Source organism: Alteromonas sp. ABH4_457, from assembly GCF_056160625.1.
Window position 1 is genome coordinate 594,443 of the sequence record NZ_JBSWXN010000002.1, and the last position, 19,162, is coordinate 613,604.

A 19,162-nucleotide genomic window follows, 5' to 3' on the forward strand; every position below is an offset into this window, starting at 1 on the left:
GCTTGCCTCCCGGATTATCCGATACGTGACAGTTTCAGCAGTTTTTTCACGTCAGCCAGAATGTCCCGGCTATGCTGTATTGCCATTTGCTTGTCGGTAAAGGTGGGGTAACGAAGCATGGCATTATTCAGGGTGTCGACGAGCAGAATAGACCCTGCATCACTGACATTAAGCGCTGCCTGCTGACGACTGTCTGCCACCTTTACAACATGCAGGTTTTGTTCTGACTGCAACTTCTCAGCAATGGCGGCATCACTGTTACCGGTAAGCAGTACCGTTGCCTCAACTCTGTCAGTCTCCCTGCCAAGGGCAATCCACACCTGATGAATACTGTAAATCGCATTCTGGCAGGCGGCATCGCACTGCTCCGGCACAGAGTACACAATGCGCCATTTAGGCTTTTCAGCGGCAAACACCGGGGTCAGATCCCTCACAGGCTGCAGCAGCTCTCCTTTGTTAGTGGCTGCATTGGTAAACCACTGATTGTCCAGGGCCAGCTTTGCCAGCATAACCGGAAGTACAAATACGGCGGCAACGCCTAACATAGTCAACTTGCTGTTTTTTCCTGCCATACTGATCATCCTTTTTTATTCGAATTCATTGAAAAGTAACTGACTGCAGCCGCAGCGATGGCCAGCCCGAACCATTGAATGGCATAACCCAGGTGCTTCTGCGGCGGCATTACAACGGGCTGCCAGTTGCGGACAAACGCACTTTTTTCCGGTGCAGTTAACTCAACCACAAAGGGTTGCAGAGGCTGTCCGGTCAGGCGGCGGATAAAGGGGATATCCAGCGCCTGCACCACCACGGGAAACGTAGCATCAGACGACAGCGTTTCGCGCACCACCGGATTGTGTCCCGGCATAGTTATACGGCCATGGAAGTGCTGGAACTTGCTTTCTACATCCACTCCGGGCAGTTCATTCCGGCTTAACGGCGCCTCCACCCATCCAAAATTCACCAGCACCGTGCCTTCACTGCTATGTACAGGCACGATAACGTCATACCCCACGCGCCCGTTTTCCACCCTGTTATCCAGAAACAGGATCTGAGTTATATCTGCGCGGCCGTTAAATCCCACCTGATAATCACGGATATCTTCCCGCACAGGATCCAGCTGACTGAGAGAGATTGACCCTTCGCTGCTTTTTTGCGCTATGCTAGCCAGACGCTGTTCTTTCTGGTGCATCCGGTCGAGTTGCCAGAAGCCCAGCGAAATCATGCAGATAACCGCTGTCAGTACCACCACAGCGAGAGGTAAGGAACGGAACCGGTTTGCCTGATTCATAATTGGCTCCCCTTATTGACGGAGAAAAAAATGATTATAAAAATCGTCCTTGTATGCTTAGTGATTTACATGATCGCTAACTTGTTTCTCGCCATGCGGGTAATGATGAAAGATGACCCTGACGGCGAACCTATGAGCAAATACATCGGCCGCCGTGTTTTAACTTCTGTCATCATTGTTACCCTGATCCTTGTCGCACTGGCTACCGGACTTATCAGTCCGAATCCCGCCCCTTACTGAGGCGGGCCGGTGCGCAGTCACTTAAAGCACATACACAAACAGATACAGCATTACCCAAACCACATCGACAAAATGCCAGTACCAGCTGCCGGCCTGAAACGCGAAGTGGCTTTTGGGTGTAAAGTGCCCTTTCAGCACCCTTAAAAACAAAACAATCAGAATGATGGTACCCAGCGTCACATGCATTCCGTGGAAGCCGGTGAGCATGAAAAAGGTGTTGCCGTACACGCCGGACTGCAGTGTCAGACCCAGCTCCTGATAAGCATGGATATATTCTTCGACTTGCAGTGTCAGAAAACCCAGTCCCAGTAATATGGTTACGCCCAGCATCACGGTCAACTGTTTGCGTTTTTTCTGCTCAAGGCCCACGTGAGCAAAGTGCAGGGTTACGGATGAAATCAGCAGAATAATGGTGTTGATAGTAGGCAATCCGGCGGCACTCATTTCCTGAGTGGTCGTGCCCCCGGGCGTGGTAACAAGGGGCCACATGGCTTCAAAGGCCGGCCACAGTACGTCATTGGTCATCGCATTGTTCGAGGCGCCTCCGAGCCATGGCACCGAAATCATACGTGCGTAAAACAGTGCCCCGAAAAAGGCAGCAAAAAACATCACCTCTGAGAAGATAAACCAGCTCATACCCTGACGGTAAGAGCGGCCAAGCTGATCGCTGTATAATCCGCCCATGGATTCATCAATCTGATTTTTAAACCAGCCAAACAGCATCACCAGCAACGTGACGATGCCCGCCGCCAGAACATGCGGCCCGTAGCCGCCTTCCCCTTTGGTACTTTCAATGACGGTGTTGCCGGCTCCCACCGCAATCAGAAATAAGGCTACCGCCCCGACAATGGGCCAGGGACTTTGTGCAGGCACATAATACCGTTGATATTCTTGTTGCATGGCTACTCTCCTTCCGGCCTGTCAGCGGCTGCCGCTTACAGGCTGTCGTAAATAAGGGTTGTCACTGCCGCTCAGATCGCCGGCCCTGGCGGTCACGTCGTACAGTGTGTACTGCAAGGTAAAATAGGTAATATCCTCTGGCAGCCCGGCATCCACGTAGAACGACATAGGCATCCACGCTTCCTGACCAGCCTGTAAGGGCTGCTGGTTAAAGCAAAAGCACTCTGTTTTATTCAGATAAAGGGCCGCCTGTCCCGGACTGACAGAGGGAATTGCCTGAGCAATGATGTTACTGGCAGCCGGGTTTCTGACGTAAAACGCCACGGTATTCACTTCCCCGGGGTGCACCTTCACACGCTGTGTTTCTGCACGAAATTCCCAGGGCATACCGCTGTTTGTGCGGGTAATAAATTCTACGGTCACTGTGCGGCTGGTATCGATATCTTTGCCCTGCCACACTGCGGCCCGGTTAGCCGTTTTTCCGTTGATACCGGTGATATCACAGAACACGTCATACAAAGGCACCAGAGCGAAACCGAAGCCAAACATACCCGCTACGACCACAAGCAGTCGCAGGGTAAGGGTGCGGTTACCGGCTGCGCGGTTGTCCATTTTGATAACTCACTTCACAACCGGAGGCGTTTCAAACGTGTGGTAAGGAGCAGGAGAGGGAATTTCCCACTCCAGACCTTCTGCACCTTCCCACACTTGTGACGTAACCGGTTCGCCCTGCTTTTTGCAGGCTTTAATGAGCAGTACCAGGAAAATCAGCTGGGATAACCCGAAAGCAAACCCGCCAATACTGATCCACTGGTTGTAATCAGCAAATTGCAGCGAGTAATCAGGGATCCGCCGCGGCATACCCGCCAGTCCCACAAAATGCATAGGGAAGAACAGCACATTCACGGAAATCAGTGAGCACCAGAAATGCCACTTAGCCAGCGTGATATCAAACATTTTACCGGTCCACTTGGGCAGCCAGTAATACACCGCAGCCATAATGGAAAACACCGCTCCGGTCACCAGAACATAATGGAAATGGGCCACGACAAAGTAAGTATCGTGGTACTGAAAATCCACAGGGGTGATTGCCAGCATCAATCCGGACAGGCCACCGATGGTGAACAGCACAATGAAGGCCAGAGCAAATAACATGGGGATTTCAAAGGTCATGGAACCCCGCCACATGGTGGCCACCCAGTTAAACACTTTCACGCCGGTGGGTACGGAGATCAGCATGGTGGCGAACATAAAGAACATTTCAGCAAACACCGGCATACCTGTGGTAAACATATGGTGAGCCCAGACAATGAATGAGAGCAGGGCGATGGAGGCAGTGGCGTACACCATGGAGGCATAGCCGAACAGGCGCTTGCGGGCGAAGGTCGGCACAATCTGCGAGATAATGCCAAAAGCAGGCAAGATCATGATGTAGACTTCAGGGTGCCCGAAGAACCAGAAAATATGCTGGAACATCACCGGATCACCGCCGCCGGCAGCATCAAAGAAACTCGTCCCGAAGAATTTATCGGTAAGCACCATGGTCACTGCACCAGCCAGTACAGGCATTACAGCAATCAGCAGGAATGCAGTAATAAGCCAGGTCCAGACGAACAGTGGCATTTTCATCCACGTCATACCCGGCGCACGCATATTAAAGATAGTCACGATTACGTTGATTGCGCCCATGATGGAGGAAATCCCCATAATATGGACTGAGAACACAAACAGCGCGGTACTGTCGCTGCTGTATGTCGTCGACAGCGGCGCATAGAAGGTCCAGCCGAAAGCCGGGCCACCGCCTTCCATGAACAGTGAACCTAACAACATGGAAAATGCAAACGGCAGGATCCAGAAGCTCCAGTTGTTCATTCTGGGCAATGCCATATCCGGTGCGCCAATCATCATGGGGATCAGCCAGTTAGCCAGACCGGTAAACGCCGGCATGACAGCACCGAATACCATGATCAGGCCGTGCACTGTGGTCATCTGATTAAAGAAATTCGGGTCTACGATTTGTAAACCGGGCTGGAACAGTTCGGCGCGGATCACCATCGCCATCGCGCCGCCAGTAAGAAACATGATGAAGGCGAACCACAGATATAACGTACCGATATCTTTGTGGTTAGTTGTCAGCACCCAACGCATCAGGCCTGCCGGAGCGCCGTGTCCGTGGTGATCATCGTGATATTCATCATGTGCCGCAATGTGCTCCGGCGTCATAGTTTCAGTTGCTTTACTCATCGCACGCTCCTATTTACCGGTTGCTACTGCATTAACGTCTTTAGGCTGGATCACATCGCCGGTGTTATTTCCCCAGGCATTACGCTCGTAGGTAATCACCGCAGCGATATCTTTCAGGGACAGCATCTTGCCAAACGCCTGCATGGCCGTGCCTGCTTTACCGTTAAGCACAATATCGATGTGCGCTTTCTGATCCTCCAATACCATCTGACTGCCTTTAAGTGCAGGGAAAACGCCCGGCAACCCCTGACCGTTAGGCATATGGCAGGCTGCGCATGTCGCGTTGTACACTTTCTCGCCGGTACTCATCAGCTCTTCTTTGCTCATGCTCATGGCCAGCAGGCGCTGCTCTTCTTCTTTCGCCTGTTTCACAATGGCTTCCTGCTCTGTCATCCAGTTTTTATATTCATCCGGGCTCTTCGCAATCACCACTACCGGCATGAAACCATGATCCTTCCCGCACAGTTCAGCGCACTGTCCACGGTAGATACCGGGCTCATTCACTTTGGTCCACGCCTCATTGATGAAGCCCGGATTAGCATCTTTCTTTACTGCGAAATCTGGCACCCACCAGGAATGGATAACGTCGTCAGAGGTGATCAGGAAGCGGACTTTTTGTCCGGTAGGAATGACCAGAGGACGATCTACCTCAAGCAGGTAGTTTTCCCCTTTTTCGAATTTGTTCTCAATCTGCTCACGCTGTGTGGCCATGATGGAGTAAAAGGACACATCGCTGTCCATGTACTTGTAATGCCATTTCCACTGGGAACCGGTGACAAGAACCGTCATTTCAGGTTCACTGGCATCTTCCATCGCGATGAGGGTTTGTGCTGCCGGGACGGCCATAAATATCAGGATCAGGAAAGGAATGACTGTCCAGGCGATTTCTACTTTCACGTTTTCGTGGAAGTGCGCCGGTTTGGCGCCCCGGGATTTACGGTGCTTGAACATGGAGTAAAACATCACACCGAACACCACCACAGCGATGGCCACACAAATTGAGAACATCAGCATATGCAGGTCGTACACCTGTCCACTGATGTCTGTGACACCTTGTCTCAGGTTGATTTCACCTGCCCGGTCTGATGTTGCCATGGTTTCTGCTTGCAGCGACGCCGGAATAACAGACATCGCTAACCCCCAAACCATCATTGCGTTACATACGAGTTTCTTCACTCAACACCTCCGTGATGGAGGATCTTGTGTAATACCCTGCTCACAGGACCCTGTCGTATCAGGCTATCCGCCTGTTAATTTTTATCTATTTTTGTTATTTTTTCGTTAACAACGGTATAAGAATTAAACAGATTTCATCTTGTGTCTAGTCTTTCTGAAAAAATAAATGGCCGGGGTGGCCTCAGAAACAGGGTCAAAGCACTTCATTCTGATATTTCGAATGTTTCGTTCAGATCTTCGACACATCCGTATTTAAGGAACGCCGTATTATAGGTAAGTAAATCGTCCTCACACTTGTGACATCAACGTTATGAAAGGAATGTGTAATGAATAAATTTATCCCGGCAGTATTAGTTTCAGGTTTAATCAGTGCAGGCGCATTCGCGGCGCCTGTGAGCTATCAGATTGATCCTACTCACACCAGCGTTATCGCTTCATGGAATCACTTCGGATTCTCTAACCCGACAGCCGCCATCAACGGCGCTGAAGGCACCATCGTGTTTGACAAAGACGCGCCGGAAGACAGCAAAATCGATGTGTCGGTGAAAATTGATACCATTGATTCATTTGTTAAAAAGCTGAATGAAGAATTTGTCGGTGCTGACTGGTTCAATGCAGCGAAGTTTCCTTCTGCCACCTTCACCAGTACAGATGTTGAAATGACAGGTGATAAGACGATGGAAGTGACCGGCGATCTGACGATCAAAGGTGTGACTAAGTCCGTCACTATGGATGTCACTCTGAATGGTTCAGGTGTACACCCGATGACACAGAAAGAAGCGATAGGTTTTGATGCAATGACCACCATCAAGCGTTCTGACTTCGGGATTGATATGTATGTACCGAATGTGAGTGACGAAGTCACGCTGCACATCACCACAGAAGCACAAGCTAAATAAGTTTTCGCATCACCGTCCAGATGCCCGGCCCGCGCGAGCGGGCTTTTTTATTGGTAGCGGCCTGTTAACTGCGGTAGTCTGATTGTTTTTATTGTCAGGGATTGCTTCTATGTTGCGCCGCGCTGTTTTCTCCTCTTTTCTGTTATTTTTAACACCCTCTGTTTTTGCCAAAGATCTTCCTTCCGGCGCTATTAACGCTCTGTTTGAAGAAGCGGTAAGTCATGACACAGTGCCGGGTATAACCATGGCACTGGGCAACGATAAGGGCATGCTGATGGCTAAAGGCTACGGTTTTGCCGACGTGGAAAACCATGTACCGATGACGACAGATCACAAGGTGCGTATCGGCAGTGTCTCTAAACTCATCGCTACGGCCGGATTAATGCGTCTTGCGGAAGCGGGCAACATTGATCTGGATAAACCGGTAACTGAATACGTCAGCGCATGGCCTGCTGATAAACCGGTCATTACTCTGCGCCAGCTTACCTCACATACAGCAGGCATCAGGCACTACAAAGAAGGTGCCAATGAATTCCTTCTGAATGAAAGTTATCCGGATATCGACAGTGCACTGGCGATGTTTAAAGATGATCCACTGCTGTTTGCACCCGGCACAGATCACCGTTATTCAACGTTTGCCTGGACACTGGTCAGTGCCGCAATGGAAGGGGCTGACGCGTCCCGGGATTTCCGCGCCATCATAAACGAAGAAGTGTTCGCGCCGCTGAAACTGGACAACACGGTATTTGACGACCAGTACACCATCATCGATCACCGGGCGAGACCTTACACCGTACACGAAGGTGAGCTGATTAATGCGCCACAAACGGATCACAGCTATAAATGGGCCGGCGGCGGTTTTATTTCTACGCCGTCAGATATTGTCCGGTTTGCTGTAGCCCATGTGGCAAGCGATTACCTGAAACCAGAGACTACCCGCGCCATGTTTACTCCTGCCAGGCTTAACAATGGTGAAACCGTGGGCTTCGGCATAGGCTGGAAAACCGGTTTTGGCGATTACAAAAAACGTAAAGCGTATAAAGATAACGTGAGCGCGCTGGCTTTGATGGACGATATTCCTGATGCAGTGATGCACTCAGGTGGCAGTATGGGCGGCATTACAATGACCATTCTTTGCCGTGAACATAAAACAGCGGTTACTGTAGTAAAAAATGTCAGTGGTGAAGACAATGCTGATGTTTTTCTGCTGGCGCTCAAGACACTGCACTTTGCACATACCAGCCAATAGTAAAGAAAAAGGGCGATGATGGTTTATATCATCGCCCTTCCAATTTTTAGCGCTGTGGCCAGCGCACACAATAGTTATTGCACCGCGCTTAGCGAAAGGACTTACATCCAGTCAGCATTGCGGATTACACCTACAGCCAGACCTTCAATGTTGAATGGTTCAGCAGCAAGATCCACCTTTATGGTATCGAATTCTTCATTTTCTGCATGCAGCCAAACTTCGCGGCCGCGTTTTTCCAGACGTTTTACCGTGACATCCTCATCAACCCTGGCAACAACTACCTGCCCATTGTGCACGTCAGTAGTTCGGTGAACGGCAAGTAGATCACCATCCAGAATACCGATATCTTTCATACTCATACCGTTTACACGTAACAGGAAATCCGCACGGGGGTGGAACAGATCAGGGTCGACCTTGTAATGCATTTCCACATGTTCCTGCGCCAGAATAGGTTCACCTGCCGCAACACGGCCGATTAACGGTAAGCCTGCGTCTTCATCGTTTTCTGCTTCCAGCGGAATATTCAGCTTTATACCCCGTGAGGTACCCGCCAGAATTTCGATTACACCTTTACGGGCCAGCGCCTTTAAATGCTCTTCTGCTGCATTAGCTGATTTAAACCCTAATTGCTTCGCAATTTCCGCACGGGTGGGCGGCATGCCGGTTTCCAGCATGGTGGTTTTGATCAGTTCGAGAACTTCCGTTTGTCTTGGAGTAAGTGGACGCATAAACAGCCCTGTTTTTCTATACAGTTCCTGTGAGTATATACAGTTGCGCTGGTTTGACAAGGGCTGCCGGCGAAATTATTACGCTTATTCAGGGGGCGCAGTTAACAGCGCCTGGTTTTCATTGCAACGATATGCATTAGTTGTACATTGTAATACGCTGTTTTAGTTCTCCTTGGGAATAAAAAGGTATCTTCTTATCAAGAAATTTTAGCCAGGGGCCTCCTAATCAGAACGCCACCGGCTAAATTTGAGGGAGATTATGCAAGTTGTTTAATCAAGGCTTGCGCGACAGCTTCGGAGCTGGCTGGATTTTGGCCTGTAATCAATCGGCCATCTTCAACTACGTGAGGCTCCCAGTCCGCACCTTTTTCATAGTGACCGCCAAGACGAATGAATTCATCTTCTATCAAGAATGGCACCACATCAGTCAACTCCACCCCCGCTTCTTCTCCGTTAGTAAAGCCAGTAACTTTACGACCTTTGATAAGCGGCTCGCCGTTATCAGTTTTTACATGACGCAGGACCCCAGGGGCATGACACACAAAACTGATTGGCTTGCCTGCCCGCTCAAACGCTTCGATCAGTGAAACAGACTGTTCTGACTCAGCAAGATCCCACAGGGGGCCATGGCCGCCCGGATAAAACACCGCATCAAAATCTGTGTGTGACACGTTTTCAAGTTTGACAGTGTTCGCCAGTACTTGCTGCGCCTGTTGGTCTTGCTTAAATCGCTCAGTCGCAGGGGTTTGAAAATCAGGCAAATCACTTTTCGGATCCAGAGGTGGTTGTCCCCCCAGAGGTGAAGCCAACACCAACTCAGCACCAGCATCTGTAAAGGTGTAGTAAGGCGCTGCAAACTCCTCCAACCAAAAGCCTGTTTTTTCACCGGTGTTACCCAGCTCATTATGCGATGTAAGTACCATTAAGATTTTCATATAAACCTCTCTATCTTTTAACAATATGGATGAATCAATGATTAAAAAAAAGCGTCTACGGCTGCTTGTTTGTCTGCATACGGTGCTCGCAATCGAAGATTTGATACACCCGCTTCGCTTTGTACTACCACCGCCCTGGCATGAGAGAACTGGCGGAAGCCATGAATACCATGGTAAGCCCCCATACCTGACGCGCCCACACCACCAAAAGGCAGCTCATCAATAGATACATGGGTCATGACGTCGTTGATGACCAGCGCTCCGGAAGTCGTTTGTTGTGCAAATACTTGCTGTGCTGTCCTCATTGAAGTAATAGGCGGCTAAAGGGCGAGGGTGTTGATTGATGTAATCAATTGCCTCGTCCTCTTATTGATACAGACGAATGGGCAATAATGGACCAAATATTTCTTCCTGTATGATTGCCATATCGTCGGTTGTCCCAATCACTAGATGCGGAGCGATTTTACGGCTTGAGGCGTCATAAGCCGGTTCATTTTGCGGCGCAAGATTGATGATCTCTGCGCCTTTTTGACGTGCATCTTCTAATAGATCGACTAAGCGCTGGTAATGGTGTTCGTTAATGATTGCGGTGTAATCGGTATTTTCTTGAATGCTTGGGAAGGTTTGTCCCATAAATTCTCGCGCTTGAGCTTTGAACGCTTGAGTTTGCTCTGCAGGCAGCAAAACGTAATCTGGTGACAGGCAAATTTGACCTGCATTAAAGGATTTAATCGTTAATGTGCGCTCAACTGCTTTGCTCAGGTCAGCACCTTTAGCCACCATAACAGGCGACTTTCCACCCAGTTCCAGAGTCACTGGCACAAGGTTCTCTGCAGCAGCACGCATCCCCTAGTACTACGGTTAGCTCTTCAGGGCCGAAGTAACGGGCCACTAACTCAGCCAATAATTCTGAAGTCTCAGGCGTCAGTTCAGAAGGTTTTAACATGGCGCTATTACCCGCTGAAAATACACCAGCTAACGGTCCAAATGCTAAATTGATTGGAAAATTCCAGGGACTAATGACACCAACAATCCCTAACGGTTGAAACTGTATTTCAGTGTGCATTTCAGGATCAGGTGAGGCGGTTTGTTCTGCCTCCATCCAGGTATCGAGATTATCGATGGCGTGTTGCAACATATTACTGGTTGTTACCATATCGGCCACGTAAGACTGATATAAGCTACGGTGTCCAAAATCTTCGCTCATGGCAGAAGCAATGGCTTTATGGTTATCACGGATTAATTTTATACAGCGCGGTCACTTAACTTGACGCAACCTGCTGTATCACAACACATTGCAGGACTAGAGGTGGCCATTGGGCGACCTTTATTTGAGCGTTCTTCTAGTGGCGTCGAGCCTACCTCCACAGCGGATGAATTAGCCATGGACATTGGTGATAAGCTGGAAGTAGCTGAGGCGGCTTTGGCTTAAGCAAGAGCTCGATCAATGGACATCTCTGGTGTCTTGCAGATAGTCGGACATGCGGATTTTATAGCTGAGATACTCAGTGTACCGATGCTACCGTTATTGGAGTCGGGGGTGAAAATTCGTATGCACACCGGTAACGGCAGTATGGTGTCGGACATGTTACTTGAGGGGCACTGTGATCTGGGAATCTCAGCCCACCCAGTCTTAGATGATCGTTTAAAAAGCGAGCTGATTTATACCAGTAAATTACTCCCAGTGGCCGCTCCAAGTACCGTAAAGCGCATATTGTCAGCACAAGACTTTGGTTGGTCTGTTATGCCCGAGTTCTTATGTCAGCAGCAAATTGCTCAAAGCGAACTCATGGAGATCCCTTCGCCAGTTGGTACACATGAAATTCACTACTACCTAATTTGGTTACCCAGTGCTTTACGTCAAGTCCGCGTTGCTCACGCAAGACAGACCTTACTCACTCAATTATGGTCGTAATGTCGCCGTTTACCCCGGCGCCATTACTTATCTTTTTCAGTAGCTAACGCGTTATGCACCGCCCGGGTGAGAGGATAAAACCAGAGCACCACAGCCCCGAGCAGACAGCCTGCGCTGGCTACCAGCGAAATGATTTCGACAAACAGCACAGACTCAATATCAGCGTTTGCACTCTGCGCCGCATATTCCAGCGCACCGGCAATCACAGCAAAAGACAGCCCGTCGCTTATCCGCATCACCAGATGAAATGCGCCAAAGGTAAGCGCCTGATTAGGTATCCCCTGATCCCTCGCACCGTACTCAATGGTGTCTGGTAATGCTGACCACACCAGTACCAGCAGTCCGCCTGAGAAAAAACCACAAACAGCGAAATAAACACATGCACCGGTCATCGTGGCCGGGGTCAGCAGAAGAAAGCTAAGGAAAGTCACAGCCAGCCCGGCCAGCGCAAGGATCATGGCATGATGCTTTTCCATGCGCTGTGAGAGGTGGTTAAACCAGGGTAGCGCCACCAGCTTTCCTGCCGCCAGACTCATAATGAACCAGGTCGTCAGCTTCTCGTCGTGAAAAAGCATGCTTGCGAAGTAAACGCCGGATTTGTAGAACACCGGAATAAAGATACACGGCAGTAATGAATATACCGCCAGTACCATGAATGCCTTATTTCGCAGGAGTGCACGGAATGCTTTACTGAGCGGAGGCGGGTGTTTGACCGCTGTCAGATTACCTTCCCGCCAGACCGGCAAAATACATAAATAAATATTCACCAGCATGAACACGCTTGCCGTGATAAGCAAGATAGTCCGCATCCCGTTATCCTGTGACTCCAGCATAGCAAGTGTATCGCCGGCAAATGCGGCGAAGAGCAGGATTGCACAGGAATTATAAAAAATGCGGGATGAAGACAGACGTGTCCGCTCATGGCTGTCTCTGGTCAGTGACCCCATCATCGCGTTGTGAGGTATGTCTACCAGTGCATAACCAATGCGAAAGAGGATGGTCACCACAAGATAAAAAGTAAACAGGTAGTCCGCACCGGCCGGCAGGGGATAAAACAAAATAGCGAACGACAGTACTGTCAGCGGCGCACCTGAGGCGATGACTTTCTGGTAGTGCAAATTATATCTGTCGAGAAGCAGAGACAGCGAGATATCCAGCACGCCGGATACAAGCAGAGACACCATCAGGATCAGGCCCGCTGCCGCTGCCCCCAGTCCCTGTATATCGGCAAAATAATAAAGCAGCAGTAAATCAGTAAAGTTCCAGAGTGTACTTTTAGTAAAAGCACCGGATGCATAGGCCTGTCTCTGGAAAGATGTCAGCATGAGCAGCTTCCGGAGGGCGGGATAGCAACCGGCATATTCATATCAGAGCAGCGGCCCGCAGGAGCTTCGCTGCACGTATTTACAAGTCAGATCTTCTTTCTCTTCATAGGGACGATGCAACACAAGCTGTTGGATCAGCTTGCCGGCCGCTGCGCGTCCCAGATTGCCCACCGGCTGGTGCACAGTGCTGAGTGGTGGCCACAGATTCTTACTGGAAGGGTCGTCGTCAAAACCTATCACCGATACATCATAAGGGATCCGCAATTTCAGCTGGCTGGCCACTTTGTAAACCAGAGTGGCAAGATAATCATTGAAGGTAAAAAATGCGGTGGGGCGATCGTCCCCGGACAGCAGATGGCGGATAATCTTTTCATATTCTTCATCTGACGACATAGGGCCCTGAAAAACCAGCGATGTATCAACAGGAATATCAAAATCGCGGTGCGCTTCTTCATAGCCCTGATAACGCAGTAAGCCACCGTGTACATTGTTAAAATTAATGATCGCAACACGGCGGTGCCCCAGCGTAAGTAAATGACTCACCGCCTCTTTCACGCCGGCCACAATGTCACAGGAGACGCAGCTGTTGGCGTCCAGTGACATAGGCAGAATTTTAACCGCCGGTTTTTGTTCAGCTTCGATGACTGACAATACTCCCTGATCATCACACAGTGGTGGCGTAAGAATGTAACCGTCAGGGTTTGAACGTTCCGCCAGTGCCTTAACCTGTTCCGCCAGCGAGGTTCTGTCTTTTACCGGCCGCACCAGTAAATCGTAGCCAGCTTCGTCACACACTTCGATAGCACCGGATGTCAGTCTCGCCGAATAGGAGTTCGAGGCATAGTCCATATATAAGAGACAAATAAGATAAGACTGTTTGGTGCGCAGGCGCCTGGCATTGAGGTCCGGCCGGTAGCCGGTAACGGCCACTGCACTGAGCACCTTTTCTTTATTTTTATCTCTGACTGTCGGGTCATTATTTAATACACGCGATACCGTTTTAATTGATACACCGGCAACCCGGGCGACATCATGTACCGTGAGATTCTTATCCGTCTTCATTATGGCGAGCTTCGTTTATTTATGAACACATTGTGCCACAGAAGACACCTGACAGAGAATCCATCAAGTTGTAAAAAGTTTCGCAAATAGACAACGATAGCATATATTATATAAAAATAGATTTATAACCATTCAGAATATGTAAAATAAATATAAATTAAATCATAAAATTAAACTTAACTAATTTAACAAACAGTTAAAAGACAACGATAGACTTTTCAAATATCAACGTAGTATGATTGTTAAACATTTAACAGATATTAAACATTTGCCACACCGGAATCTGCCGTACCGGTGAGTGATAAAAATAAAAACCGTTAATTTGCCGGGTGCTGATAACAGCCCCGAAAAGGACTACACTCTGAGGAGAAAATCCGATGTTTAACAAAAAACCACTAAATCGCGCATTGTTGCTCGCACTGGGCACGATGACATCCACTTATGCCGCGGCTCAGGACAACACCAGTGATGACGCGAAAACGAACTCACAACTGGAGGTCATTGAAGTCACCGCACAAAAGCGGGTACAGGGCTTCATGGAAGTACCGGTTGCCGTTACCACAGTATCCGGCGAAATTTTAGATGCCGCTCAGGCCACAGAATTCCAGGACTTAGTTCAGGTAAGTCCGTCGGTGACATTTAACCAGTCCGGCGATATGCGTGGTTCCGGTGTGAACATTCGCGGGATTGGTACCACCGCGTTCCAGACTGCTGTTGAACCTACTGTCAGTACAGTCATTGACGGTGTCCCCCTTGGCCGTACGGTACAGTTTTTGTCGGATCTGGCAGATATTGACCGGGTTGAAGTACTACGCGGACCGCAGGGCACCTTGTTTGGTAAAAATGCTTCCGGTGGTGTACTGAGTATTTTTACTAAACGTCCGGAAGATTCATTCTTTGGTGAAGTCCGCCTTACGCTCACTGATGATGACGCCTGGGGCATGATGGGTCAGGTGACCGGCCCGATCAGTGACAATGTGCGCGGACGGTTGTCTTTTTATAACCGTGATTTCGATGGTTTTGTGGAAAATGTTACTAATGGCGACACCATCAACGGAGACGAAAGTAAAGGTGTAAGAGGTAAACTCGATATCGACCTGGGTATGAATGACAACGTTTATATTATTGCCGATTATTCCAAGCAGGAAAGGGACTGCTGTACGTCAGTTTTACAAAGTATTGGCCGGGGTTCACTGGCAGACTTGCATCAGTTAGGAGAAGACTATGCCGACGTGGATGTATCCTGGGGTAACAACAAGGTCAAGATTGCCAGTCCGGCATATTCCAACACTGAAACCGGCGGGATCTCAGTTGAATACAACCACAGCTTTGAAGACTTTGCGCTGACCTCAATTACTGCTTATCGCGGCTTCACCCTGGAAACAGCTCAGGATGCAGATATCAATCCGTACACGTCGCCGGTAACAGGCCATGTACTGTTCACCAAAAACGGCGCTTCCGGCGGCGGCGATCAGCAACAAACCCAGTTCTCACAGGAACTGCGTTTATCCGGCCAGGCCACTGATAATATTTTCCTGACAGCGGGTGCATTCTACTGGGAGCAAACCGTTGAGCGTTATTTTGAACGTGAAGTGATGCGCTGCGCCGATGCCTACGATCCGGCTGTGGGCACTGTCGCCTGTTCAGAAGAAGGCTCAGGCATCGGTTTTGCTGCGATGGACTCAAAAGTTGATACCCGCAACTACGCATTCTTTGGTCAGGCAGACTGGGATGTAACCGAAGATTTTACTGCGTCATTGGGCCTGCGCTACACCAAAGATGAAATATCTTTTGATTTCGCCCGCGGCGCTACAGTCATTACCGGCCCGTTCTCAGGATTACCGGCACTGCCTGCGTCAGCCGGGTATTTCACCAATGAAACCGAAGACGACGCACTGACAGGTCGCCTGGCGCTGTCGTACGATATCAACGATACCACCATGATTTTCGGTAGCTATGCCGAAGGTTACAAAGCCCCTGCGTTCGACCTGATTTTCTCGCTGAACGAAAGCCGAACCGCACCGGTACCGGCGGAAACAAACAAAGCCTGGGAAGGCGGCGTGCGTTCAGAGTTTTTCGACCGCAGATTGCGTCTGTCTGTCACCGGTTTCCACACTACCTTCGAGAATTTCCAGGGTCAGGCTTACAACCCGGAAACGGTGACCTTCTCACTCACCAGCGCCGGTGAAGTGATCACCGAAGGTCTGGAAGTAGAGTTTAACGCCAAGCCTGTCCCTGAGTTACTGATCAGTGGTGGTGTCGCCTTTATCGATGCAACCTACGGTGAATTCCAGGATCAACAATGCTATTTCAATCAAACAGCAGCACAAGGCTGTATTGACGGCTTCCAGTCGATTACCGGCGGAGATGTGCCTAACTCTCCGGATACCAAGTTTACTTTGTCCGGCAAATACAACATCTACCTGGACGGCGACATGGATATGTTCGTCAGCGCCAATTACCGCTGGCAGGATGAAACCCAGATGAATCAGAACCAGGCACCGTATCTTATTCTGCCAAGCTACAGCGTATTGGATCTGACTGTCGGTCTGCAGGCTGATGACGGTAAATGGGTCGCCAGTGTATTTGCGAAAAACGCACTCAACGACACCTATGTTGCTCAAATCGGTACCGCTATCTTTGATCAGAGCAACATTAACGCGCAGCTGACCAGAGACTTCCAGCGTTATATGGGTGTTGAATTTACATACCGCTTCGGCGCTTACTAACCCGGTGGTACATTTCGCGGATAAAAGACAACGTTGCTTTTATCCGCACTCTTTCACTTTTACGAATACGGAATAAGCAACCATGCCCGACACATTCACTAAGAAGCTGTTAACTGCTGCCAGCGCCATCGCCTTAAGCTTGTCGATGAATGCCAGCGCTGCAGAACAACAGCGTAACGTTATTTTTGTACTGATGGATGACCTTCGCTACGACGGTATGGGTTTTCTGCAGGAAGAACTGCAAACCCCGAACATTGATAAACTGGCTGAAACCGGTGTGTATTTTCCCAATGCGGTAGTGACATCTTCACTGTGTTCACCCAGCCGCGCCACCATTCTTACCGGCATGACCGCCCGTAACCACAAGATTGTTGATAACAATAACTCCAGTGAAGAAGGCCTGACCTTCTTTCCCAAATACCTGCAACAGGCAGGCTATCAAACCGGTTTTTTCGGTAAGTGGCACATGGGCAGCCATTCAGATATGCCCCGTGACGGATTTGATAAATGGGTCAGCTTTCCCGGACAGGGAGCGTATTATCCGACTGACGCCATTCCGGCTCCGATGCTGGCGAAAGGTATGGTGAATCAGCTCAACGTGGACGGTAAACACGTTAATCAGAAAGGCTACATCACTGACGAGCTGACGGATTACGCACTGGACTGGCTGAAAAATGATGTGAAAGGAAACCAGCCATTTTTCATGTACCTGAGCCATAAAGCCGTGCATTCCGATGCCACGCCGGCTGAGCGCCATAAAGGACAGTACGATGATGTGGATTTCAAATTACCGGACTCAGCGGTGGTGACAGAAGAGGACGCTAAAAACAAGCCCATGTGGGTACATAACCAGCGCAACAGCTGGCACGGCACTGACTTTTTCTATGCCAGCGACCGCACTATGGAAGCATACCTCAAAGAGTATTACGCCACCTTGTCAGCCGTTGATGACAGCCTGGGCGAGTTAGTGCAGTACCTGAAAGACAACGATCTGTACGACAATACCATGGTGGTATTTTACTCTGACAACGGATTTCTGATTGGCGATCACGGCCTTATCGACAAGCGCAATGCTTATGAAGGCTCAGTACGCGTTCCTCTGGTGATCAGCGCGCCGGGCCTGCTGCCACAAGGTGCGACCAATGAAGCACTGGTGAGAAATCTGGATATGGCTCCTACTTTCCTCGAACTGGCGGGCGCTGCGCAACCTGAACAGTTTGAAGGAAAAAGCTTTTTACCCGTGGCATCCGGCAAGGTAGCAGAAGACGAGTGGCAGTCACCTGATTTTGTTTATGAGTACTACTGGGAATGGTCTTTCCCCATGACGCCGACCACCTTCGCCATTCGTCGCGGCGATCTTAAATACATCCAGTATCACGGTGTCTGGGACATCGAAGAACTTTACGATCTGAAAAACGACCCGGAAGAAATGCATAACCTTATCCGCGATCCGAAATATGCTCATGAGTTACTGCCACTGCGTCAGGCGCTCTACGCCGCTCTGCGTCCTGCTGATAACAGCAAGCCCTCGGTACCCTTTAACGCAAGGCTGGCTGAAGGTATGAACCTGCGCAAGAAAGACGGGTTGAAGGCCGCTCCTTTCCCGGACTGGTGGCTGGTTGAGCCCAACCGCAAAGACATGTACATGGGACTGTTTCCTGATACGCCGATGAAAATCGACATGCAGCGCAAAGGTGAAATGTACTTCCCGTGGATGGAAAAAACGGCTGACAAGCCGCGTCACTAAGGAGTTTGGTAAATGCGAATGTTACGCTGGTTAACTTTCACCGTTGTTGCCGGTTTATCCCTAACCGCATGGGGAAAGCAACCCAACATCTTGTTCATCGTTGCCGAAGATCTGAGTCCGCGCATAGGAACCTTCGGCGATGAGATTGCTAAGACCCCAAATATTGATGCACTCGCTGAGCAAGGCATTCGCTTTACCAACGTTTATGCAGCGGCCGGCGTGTGTGCGCCGAACCGCTCTGCACTCATATCCGGTATGTATCCCATTTCCATGGGAACCCATCAAATGCGTACCTCCCAGTTACCTTTGCCGAATGGTAAAACCGGGTACGAAACCGTTACTCCCGCGCAGATGAAAGCATTTCCGGAACTGCTCCGGCGGGCCGGTTATGAAACGGTGAATTTCGCCAAGAAGGATTACCAGTTCGGCACACCTTCGACCCTCTGGGATAAAGATATTGGTAACTATTTTTCGCCACTGAAAGCAGATTTATGGAATGAACTCTCCGGCGGGAAACCATTCTTCGCAATGATAAACCTGATGTCGACTCACGAAGGACACCTGTTAACAGAAGACGGTAAAGCCGCAGAAAAATTTAAGGGCTTTACGGATTTAATCAAACAAGATCTGGCAAGGGTGCAGGCCGTCACCGACCCGGCTTCCGTTACCGTGCCGCCTTATTACCCTGACACACCTGTGGTACGCCGGTACACAAAACGATAAGT

Annotated in this window: 20 protein-coding genes and 1 pseudogene; 8 read left to right on the forward strand and 13 right to left on the reverse strand. The window is 49.7% G+C overall.

Annotated elements, in window-relative coordinates; all coding sequences use genetic code 11:
• Positions 1–14: 14 nt before the first annotated feature.
• Positions 15–572, reverse strand: a complete 558-nt coding sequence (locus tag ACXAGR_RS05775; RefSeq protein ID WP_119503146.1) for a hypothetical protein — start codon at positions 570–572, stop codon at positions 15–17.
• A 5-nt stretch (positions 573–577) separates the two neighbouring features.
• Positions 578–1,288 carry an SURF1 family protein gene (locus ACXAGR_RS05780; protein WP_474848642.1) on the reverse strand — a complete coding sequence of 237 codons (711 nt, stop codon included), beginning with the start codon at positions 1,286–1,288 and terminating at the stop codon, positions 578–580.
• 30 nt (positions 1,289–1,318) lie between these two features.
• Between ACXAGR_RS05780 and ACXAGR_RS05785 the strand changes: the two genes are divergently transcribed.
• Complete coding sequence (locus tag ACXAGR_RS05785; protein WP_303572462.1) at positions 1,319–1,528, forward strand: DUF2909 domain-containing protein; 210 nt, start codon at positions 1,319–1,321, stop codon at positions 1,526–1,528.
• A gap of 21 nt (positions 1,529–1,549) precedes the next feature.
• Here the strand turns inward: ACXAGR_RS05785 and ACXAGR_RS05790 are convergent, their stop codons facing one another.
• The 4 genes from ACXAGR_RS05790 to coxB are packed head-to-tail and all read right to left on the reverse strand — an operon-like array spanning position 1,550 to position 5,767.
• The gene (locus tag ACXAGR_RS05790; protein WP_474848644.1) at positions 1,550–2,428 is read right to left on the reverse strand and encodes a cytochrome c oxidase subunit 3; all 879 of its coding nucleotides are present in this window, start codon (positions 2,426–2,428) and stop codon (positions 1,550–1,552) included.
• Positions 2,429–2,449: 21 nt separating this feature from the next.
• Complete coding sequence (locus ACXAGR_RS05795; RefSeq protein WP_119503150.1) at positions 2,450–3,040, reverse strand: cytochrome c oxidase assembly protein; 591 nt, start codon at positions 3,038–3,040, stop codon at positions 2,450–2,452.
• 9 nt (positions 3,041–3,049) lie between these two features.
• Complete coding sequence (gene ctaD, locus ACXAGR_RS05800) at positions 3,050–4,672, reverse strand: cytochrome c oxidase subunit I (protein WP_474848646.1); 1,623 nt, start codon at positions 4,670–4,672, stop codon at positions 3,050–3,052.
• A 9-nt stretch (positions 4,673–4,681) separates the two neighbouring features.
• Positions 4,682–5,767: a cytochrome c oxidase subunit II gene (coxB, locus tag ACXAGR_RS05805; RefSeq protein ID WP_474842404.1), complete on the reverse strand. Its 1,086-nt coding sequence runs from the start codon at positions 5,765–5,767 to the stop codon at positions 4,682–4,684.
• A 407-nt stretch (positions 5,768–6,174) separates the two neighbouring features.
• On the opposite strand from coxB, the gene ACXAGR_RS05810 reads away from it, so the two are divergent.
• Entirely contained in the window at positions 6,175–6,747 is a 573-nt protein-coding gene (locus ACXAGR_RS05810; RefSeq protein WP_119503152.1) for a YceI family protein, read from the forward strand.
• A gap of 109 nt (positions 6,748–6,856) precedes the next feature.
• Positions 6,857–7,996: a serine hydrolase domain-containing protein gene (locus ACXAGR_RS05815; protein WP_474848648.1), complete on the forward strand. Its 1,140-nt coding sequence runs from the start codon at positions 6,857–6,859 to the stop codon at positions 7,994–7,996.
• A 101-nt stretch (positions 7,997–8,097) separates the two neighbouring features.
• On the opposite strand, the gene lexA is transcribed toward ACXAGR_RS05815, so the two are convergent.
• From lexA to ACXAGR_RS05840, 5 genes are all read right to left on the reverse strand, one after another.
• Positions 8,098–8,724 (reverse strand): transcriptional repressor LexA, encoded by a 627-nt coding sequence (gene lexA / locus ACXAGR_RS05820; RefSeq protein WP_119503154.1) that lies wholly within the window; start codon positions 8,722–8,724, stop codon positions 8,098–8,100.
• Positions 8,725–8,981: 257 nt separating this feature from the next.
• Positions 8,982–9,659, reverse strand: a complete 678-nt coding sequence (locus ACXAGR_RS05825; RefSeq protein WP_474848650.1) for a type 1 glutamine amidotransferase domain-containing protein — start codon at positions 9,657–9,659, stop codon at positions 8,982–8,984.
• A 41-nt stretch (positions 9,660–9,700) separates the two neighbouring features.
• Positions 9,701–9,964 carry an aldehyde dehydrogenase family protein gene (locus ACXAGR_RS05830; RefSeq protein WP_474842194.1) on the reverse strand — a complete coding sequence of 88 codons (264 nt, stop codon included), beginning with the start codon at positions 9,962–9,964 and terminating at the stop codon, positions 9,701–9,703.
• Between the two features lie 61 nt (positions 9,965–10,025).
• Positions 10,026–10,505, reverse strand: a complete 480-nt coding sequence (locus ACXAGR_RS05835; protein WP_474848652.1) for an aldehyde dehydrogenase family protein — start codon at positions 10,503–10,505, stop codon at positions 10,026–10,028.
• Positions 10,432–10,908 (reverse strand): aldehyde dehydrogenase family protein, encoded by a 477-nt coding sequence (locus tag ACXAGR_RS05840; RefSeq protein WP_474842406.1) that lies wholly within the window; start codon positions 10,906–10,908, stop codon positions 10,432–10,434. Before ACXAGR_RS05840 ends, ACXAGR_RS05835 begins: the two co-directional genes overlap by 74 nt.
• Before the next feature lie 15 nt (positions 10,909–10,923).
• Here ACXAGR_RS05840 and ACXAGR_RS05845 point away from each other — a divergent pair.
• Together ACXAGR_RS05845 and ACXAGR_RS05850 are read left to right on the forward strand one after the other, a co-directional pair.
• A pseudogene (locus ACXAGR_RS05845) lies at positions 10,924–11,091 on the forward strand (helix-turn-helix domain-containing protein); the annotation flags it as partial.
• Positions 11,092–11,106: 15 nt separating this feature from the next.
• Positions 11,107–11,574, forward strand: a complete 468-nt coding sequence (locus ACXAGR_RS05850) for a LysR substrate-binding domain-containing protein (RefSeq protein ID WP_474848654.1) — start codon at positions 11,107–11,109, stop codon at positions 11,572–11,574.
• A 23-nt stretch (positions 11,575–11,597) separates the two neighbouring features.
• On the opposite strand, the gene ACXAGR_RS05855 is transcribed toward ACXAGR_RS05850, so the two are convergent.
• Both ACXAGR_RS05855 and ACXAGR_RS05860 read right to left on the reverse strand, forming a co-directional pair.
• Entirely contained in the window at positions 11,598–12,899 is a 1,302-nt protein-coding gene (locus ACXAGR_RS05855; RefSeq protein WP_474842200.1) for an MFS transporter, read from the reverse strand.
• 42 nt (positions 12,900–12,941) lie between these two features.
• Positions 12,942–13,961: a LacI family DNA-binding transcriptional regulator gene (locus tag ACXAGR_RS05860; protein ID WP_474842202.1), complete on the reverse strand. Its 1,020-nt coding sequence runs from the start codon at positions 13,959–13,961 to the stop codon at positions 12,942–12,944.
• A 377-nt stretch (positions 13,962–14,338) separates the two neighbouring features.
• Between ACXAGR_RS05860 and ACXAGR_RS05865 the strand changes: the two genes are divergently transcribed.
• The 3 genes from ACXAGR_RS05865 (at position 14,339) to ACXAGR_RS05875 (ending at position 19,160) form a co-directional block, all read left to right on the forward strand.
• Positions 14,339–16,690 carry a TonB-dependent receptor gene (locus ACXAGR_RS05865; RefSeq protein WP_474848656.1) on the forward strand — a complete coding sequence of 784 codons (2,352 nt, stop codon included), beginning with the start codon at positions 14,339–14,341 and terminating at the stop codon, positions 16,688–16,690.
• Between the two features lie 82 nt (positions 16,691–16,772).
• Complete coding sequence (locus ACXAGR_RS05870; RefSeq protein ID WP_474842204.1) at positions 16,773–18,437, forward strand: sulfatase family protein; 1,665 nt, start codon at positions 16,773–16,775, stop codon at positions 18,435–18,437.
• Positions 18,438–18,449: 12 nt separating this feature from the next.
• Positions 18,450–19,160: a sulfatase-like hydrolase/transferase gene (locus ACXAGR_RS05875; protein WP_474848658.1), complete on the forward strand. Its 711-nt coding sequence runs from the start codon at positions 18,450–18,452 to the stop codon at positions 19,158–19,160.
• Positions 19,161–19,162 lie beyond the last annotated feature (2 nt).

Excerpts from the sequence above, each read along its gene's own strand:
- ACXAGR_RS05775 (WP_119503146.1), bottom strand. The coding sequence starts at position 572 with ATGGCAGGAAAAAACAGCAAGTTGACTATGTTAGGCGTTGCCGCCGTA.
- ACXAGR_RS05780 (WP_474848642.1), bottom strand. The coding sequence starts at position 1,288 with ATGAATCAGGCAAACCGGTTCCGTTCCTTACCTCTCGCTGTGGTGGTA.
- ACXAGR_RS05785 (WP_303572462.1), top strand. The coding sequence starts at position 1,319 with ATGATTATAAAAATCGTCCTTGTATGCTTAGTGATTTACATGATCGCT.
- ACXAGR_RS05790 (WP_474848644.1), bottom strand. The coding sequence starts at position 2,428 with ATGCAACAAGAATATCAACGGTATTATGTGCCTGCACAAAGTCCCTGG.
- ACXAGR_RS05795 (WP_119503150.1), bottom strand. The coding sequence starts at position 3,040 with ATGGACAACCGCGCAGCCGGTAACCGCACCCTTACCCTGCGACTGCTT.
- ctaD (WP_474848646.1), bottom strand. The coding sequence starts at position 4,672 with ATGAGTAAAGCAACTGAAACTATGACGCCGGAGCACATTGCGGCACAT.
- coxB (WP_474842404.1), bottom strand. The coding sequence starts at position 5,767 with ATGGCAACATCAGACCGGGCAGGTGAAATCAACCTGAGACAAGGTGTC.
- ACXAGR_RS05810 (WP_119503152.1), top strand. The coding sequence starts at position 6,175 with ATGAATAAATTTATCCCGGCAGTATTAGTTTCAGGTTTAATCAGTGCA.
- ACXAGR_RS05815 (WP_474848648.1), top strand. The coding sequence starts at position 6,857 with ATGTTGCGCCGCGCTGTTTTCTCCTCTTTTCTGTTATTTTTAACACCC.
- lexA (WP_119503154.1), bottom strand. The coding sequence starts at position 8,724 with ATGCGTCCACTTACTCCAAGACAAACGGAAGTTCTCGAACTGATCAAA.
- ACXAGR_RS05825 (WP_474848650.1), bottom strand. The coding sequence starts at position 9,659 with ATGAAAATCTTAATGGTACTTACATCGCATAATGAGCTGGGTAACACC.
- ACXAGR_RS05830 (WP_474842194.1), bottom strand. The coding sequence starts at position 9,964 with ATGAGGACAGCACAGCAAGTATTTGCACAACAAACGACTTCCGGAGCG.
- ACXAGR_RS05835 (WP_474848652.1), bottom strand. The coding sequence starts at position 10,505 with ATGCGTGCTGCTGCAGAGAACCTTGTGCCAGTGACTCTGGAACTGGGT.
- ACXAGR_RS05850 (WP_474848654.1), top strand. The coding sequence starts at position 11,107 with ATGGACATCTCTGGTGTCTTGCAGATAGTCGGACATGCGGATTTTATA.
- ACXAGR_RS05855 (WP_474842200.1), bottom strand. The coding sequence starts at position 12,899 with ATGCTGACATCTTTCCAGAGACAGGCCTATGCATCCGGTGCTTTTACT.
- ACXAGR_RS05860 (WP_474842202.1), bottom strand. The coding sequence starts at position 13,961 with ATGAAGACGGATAAGAATCTCACGGTACATGATGTCGCCCGGGTTGCC.
- ACXAGR_RS05865 (WP_474848656.1), top strand. The coding sequence starts at position 14,339 with ATGTTTAACAAAAAACCACTAAATCGCGCATTGTTGCTCGCACTGGGC.
- ACXAGR_RS05870 (WP_474842204.1), top strand. The coding sequence starts at position 16,773 with ATGCCCGACACATTCACTAAGAAGCTGTTAACTGCTGCCAGCGCCATC.
- ACXAGR_RS05875 (WP_474848658.1), top strand. The coding sequence starts at position 18,450 with ATGCGAATGTTACGCTGGTTAACTTTCACCGTTGTTGCCGGTTTATCC.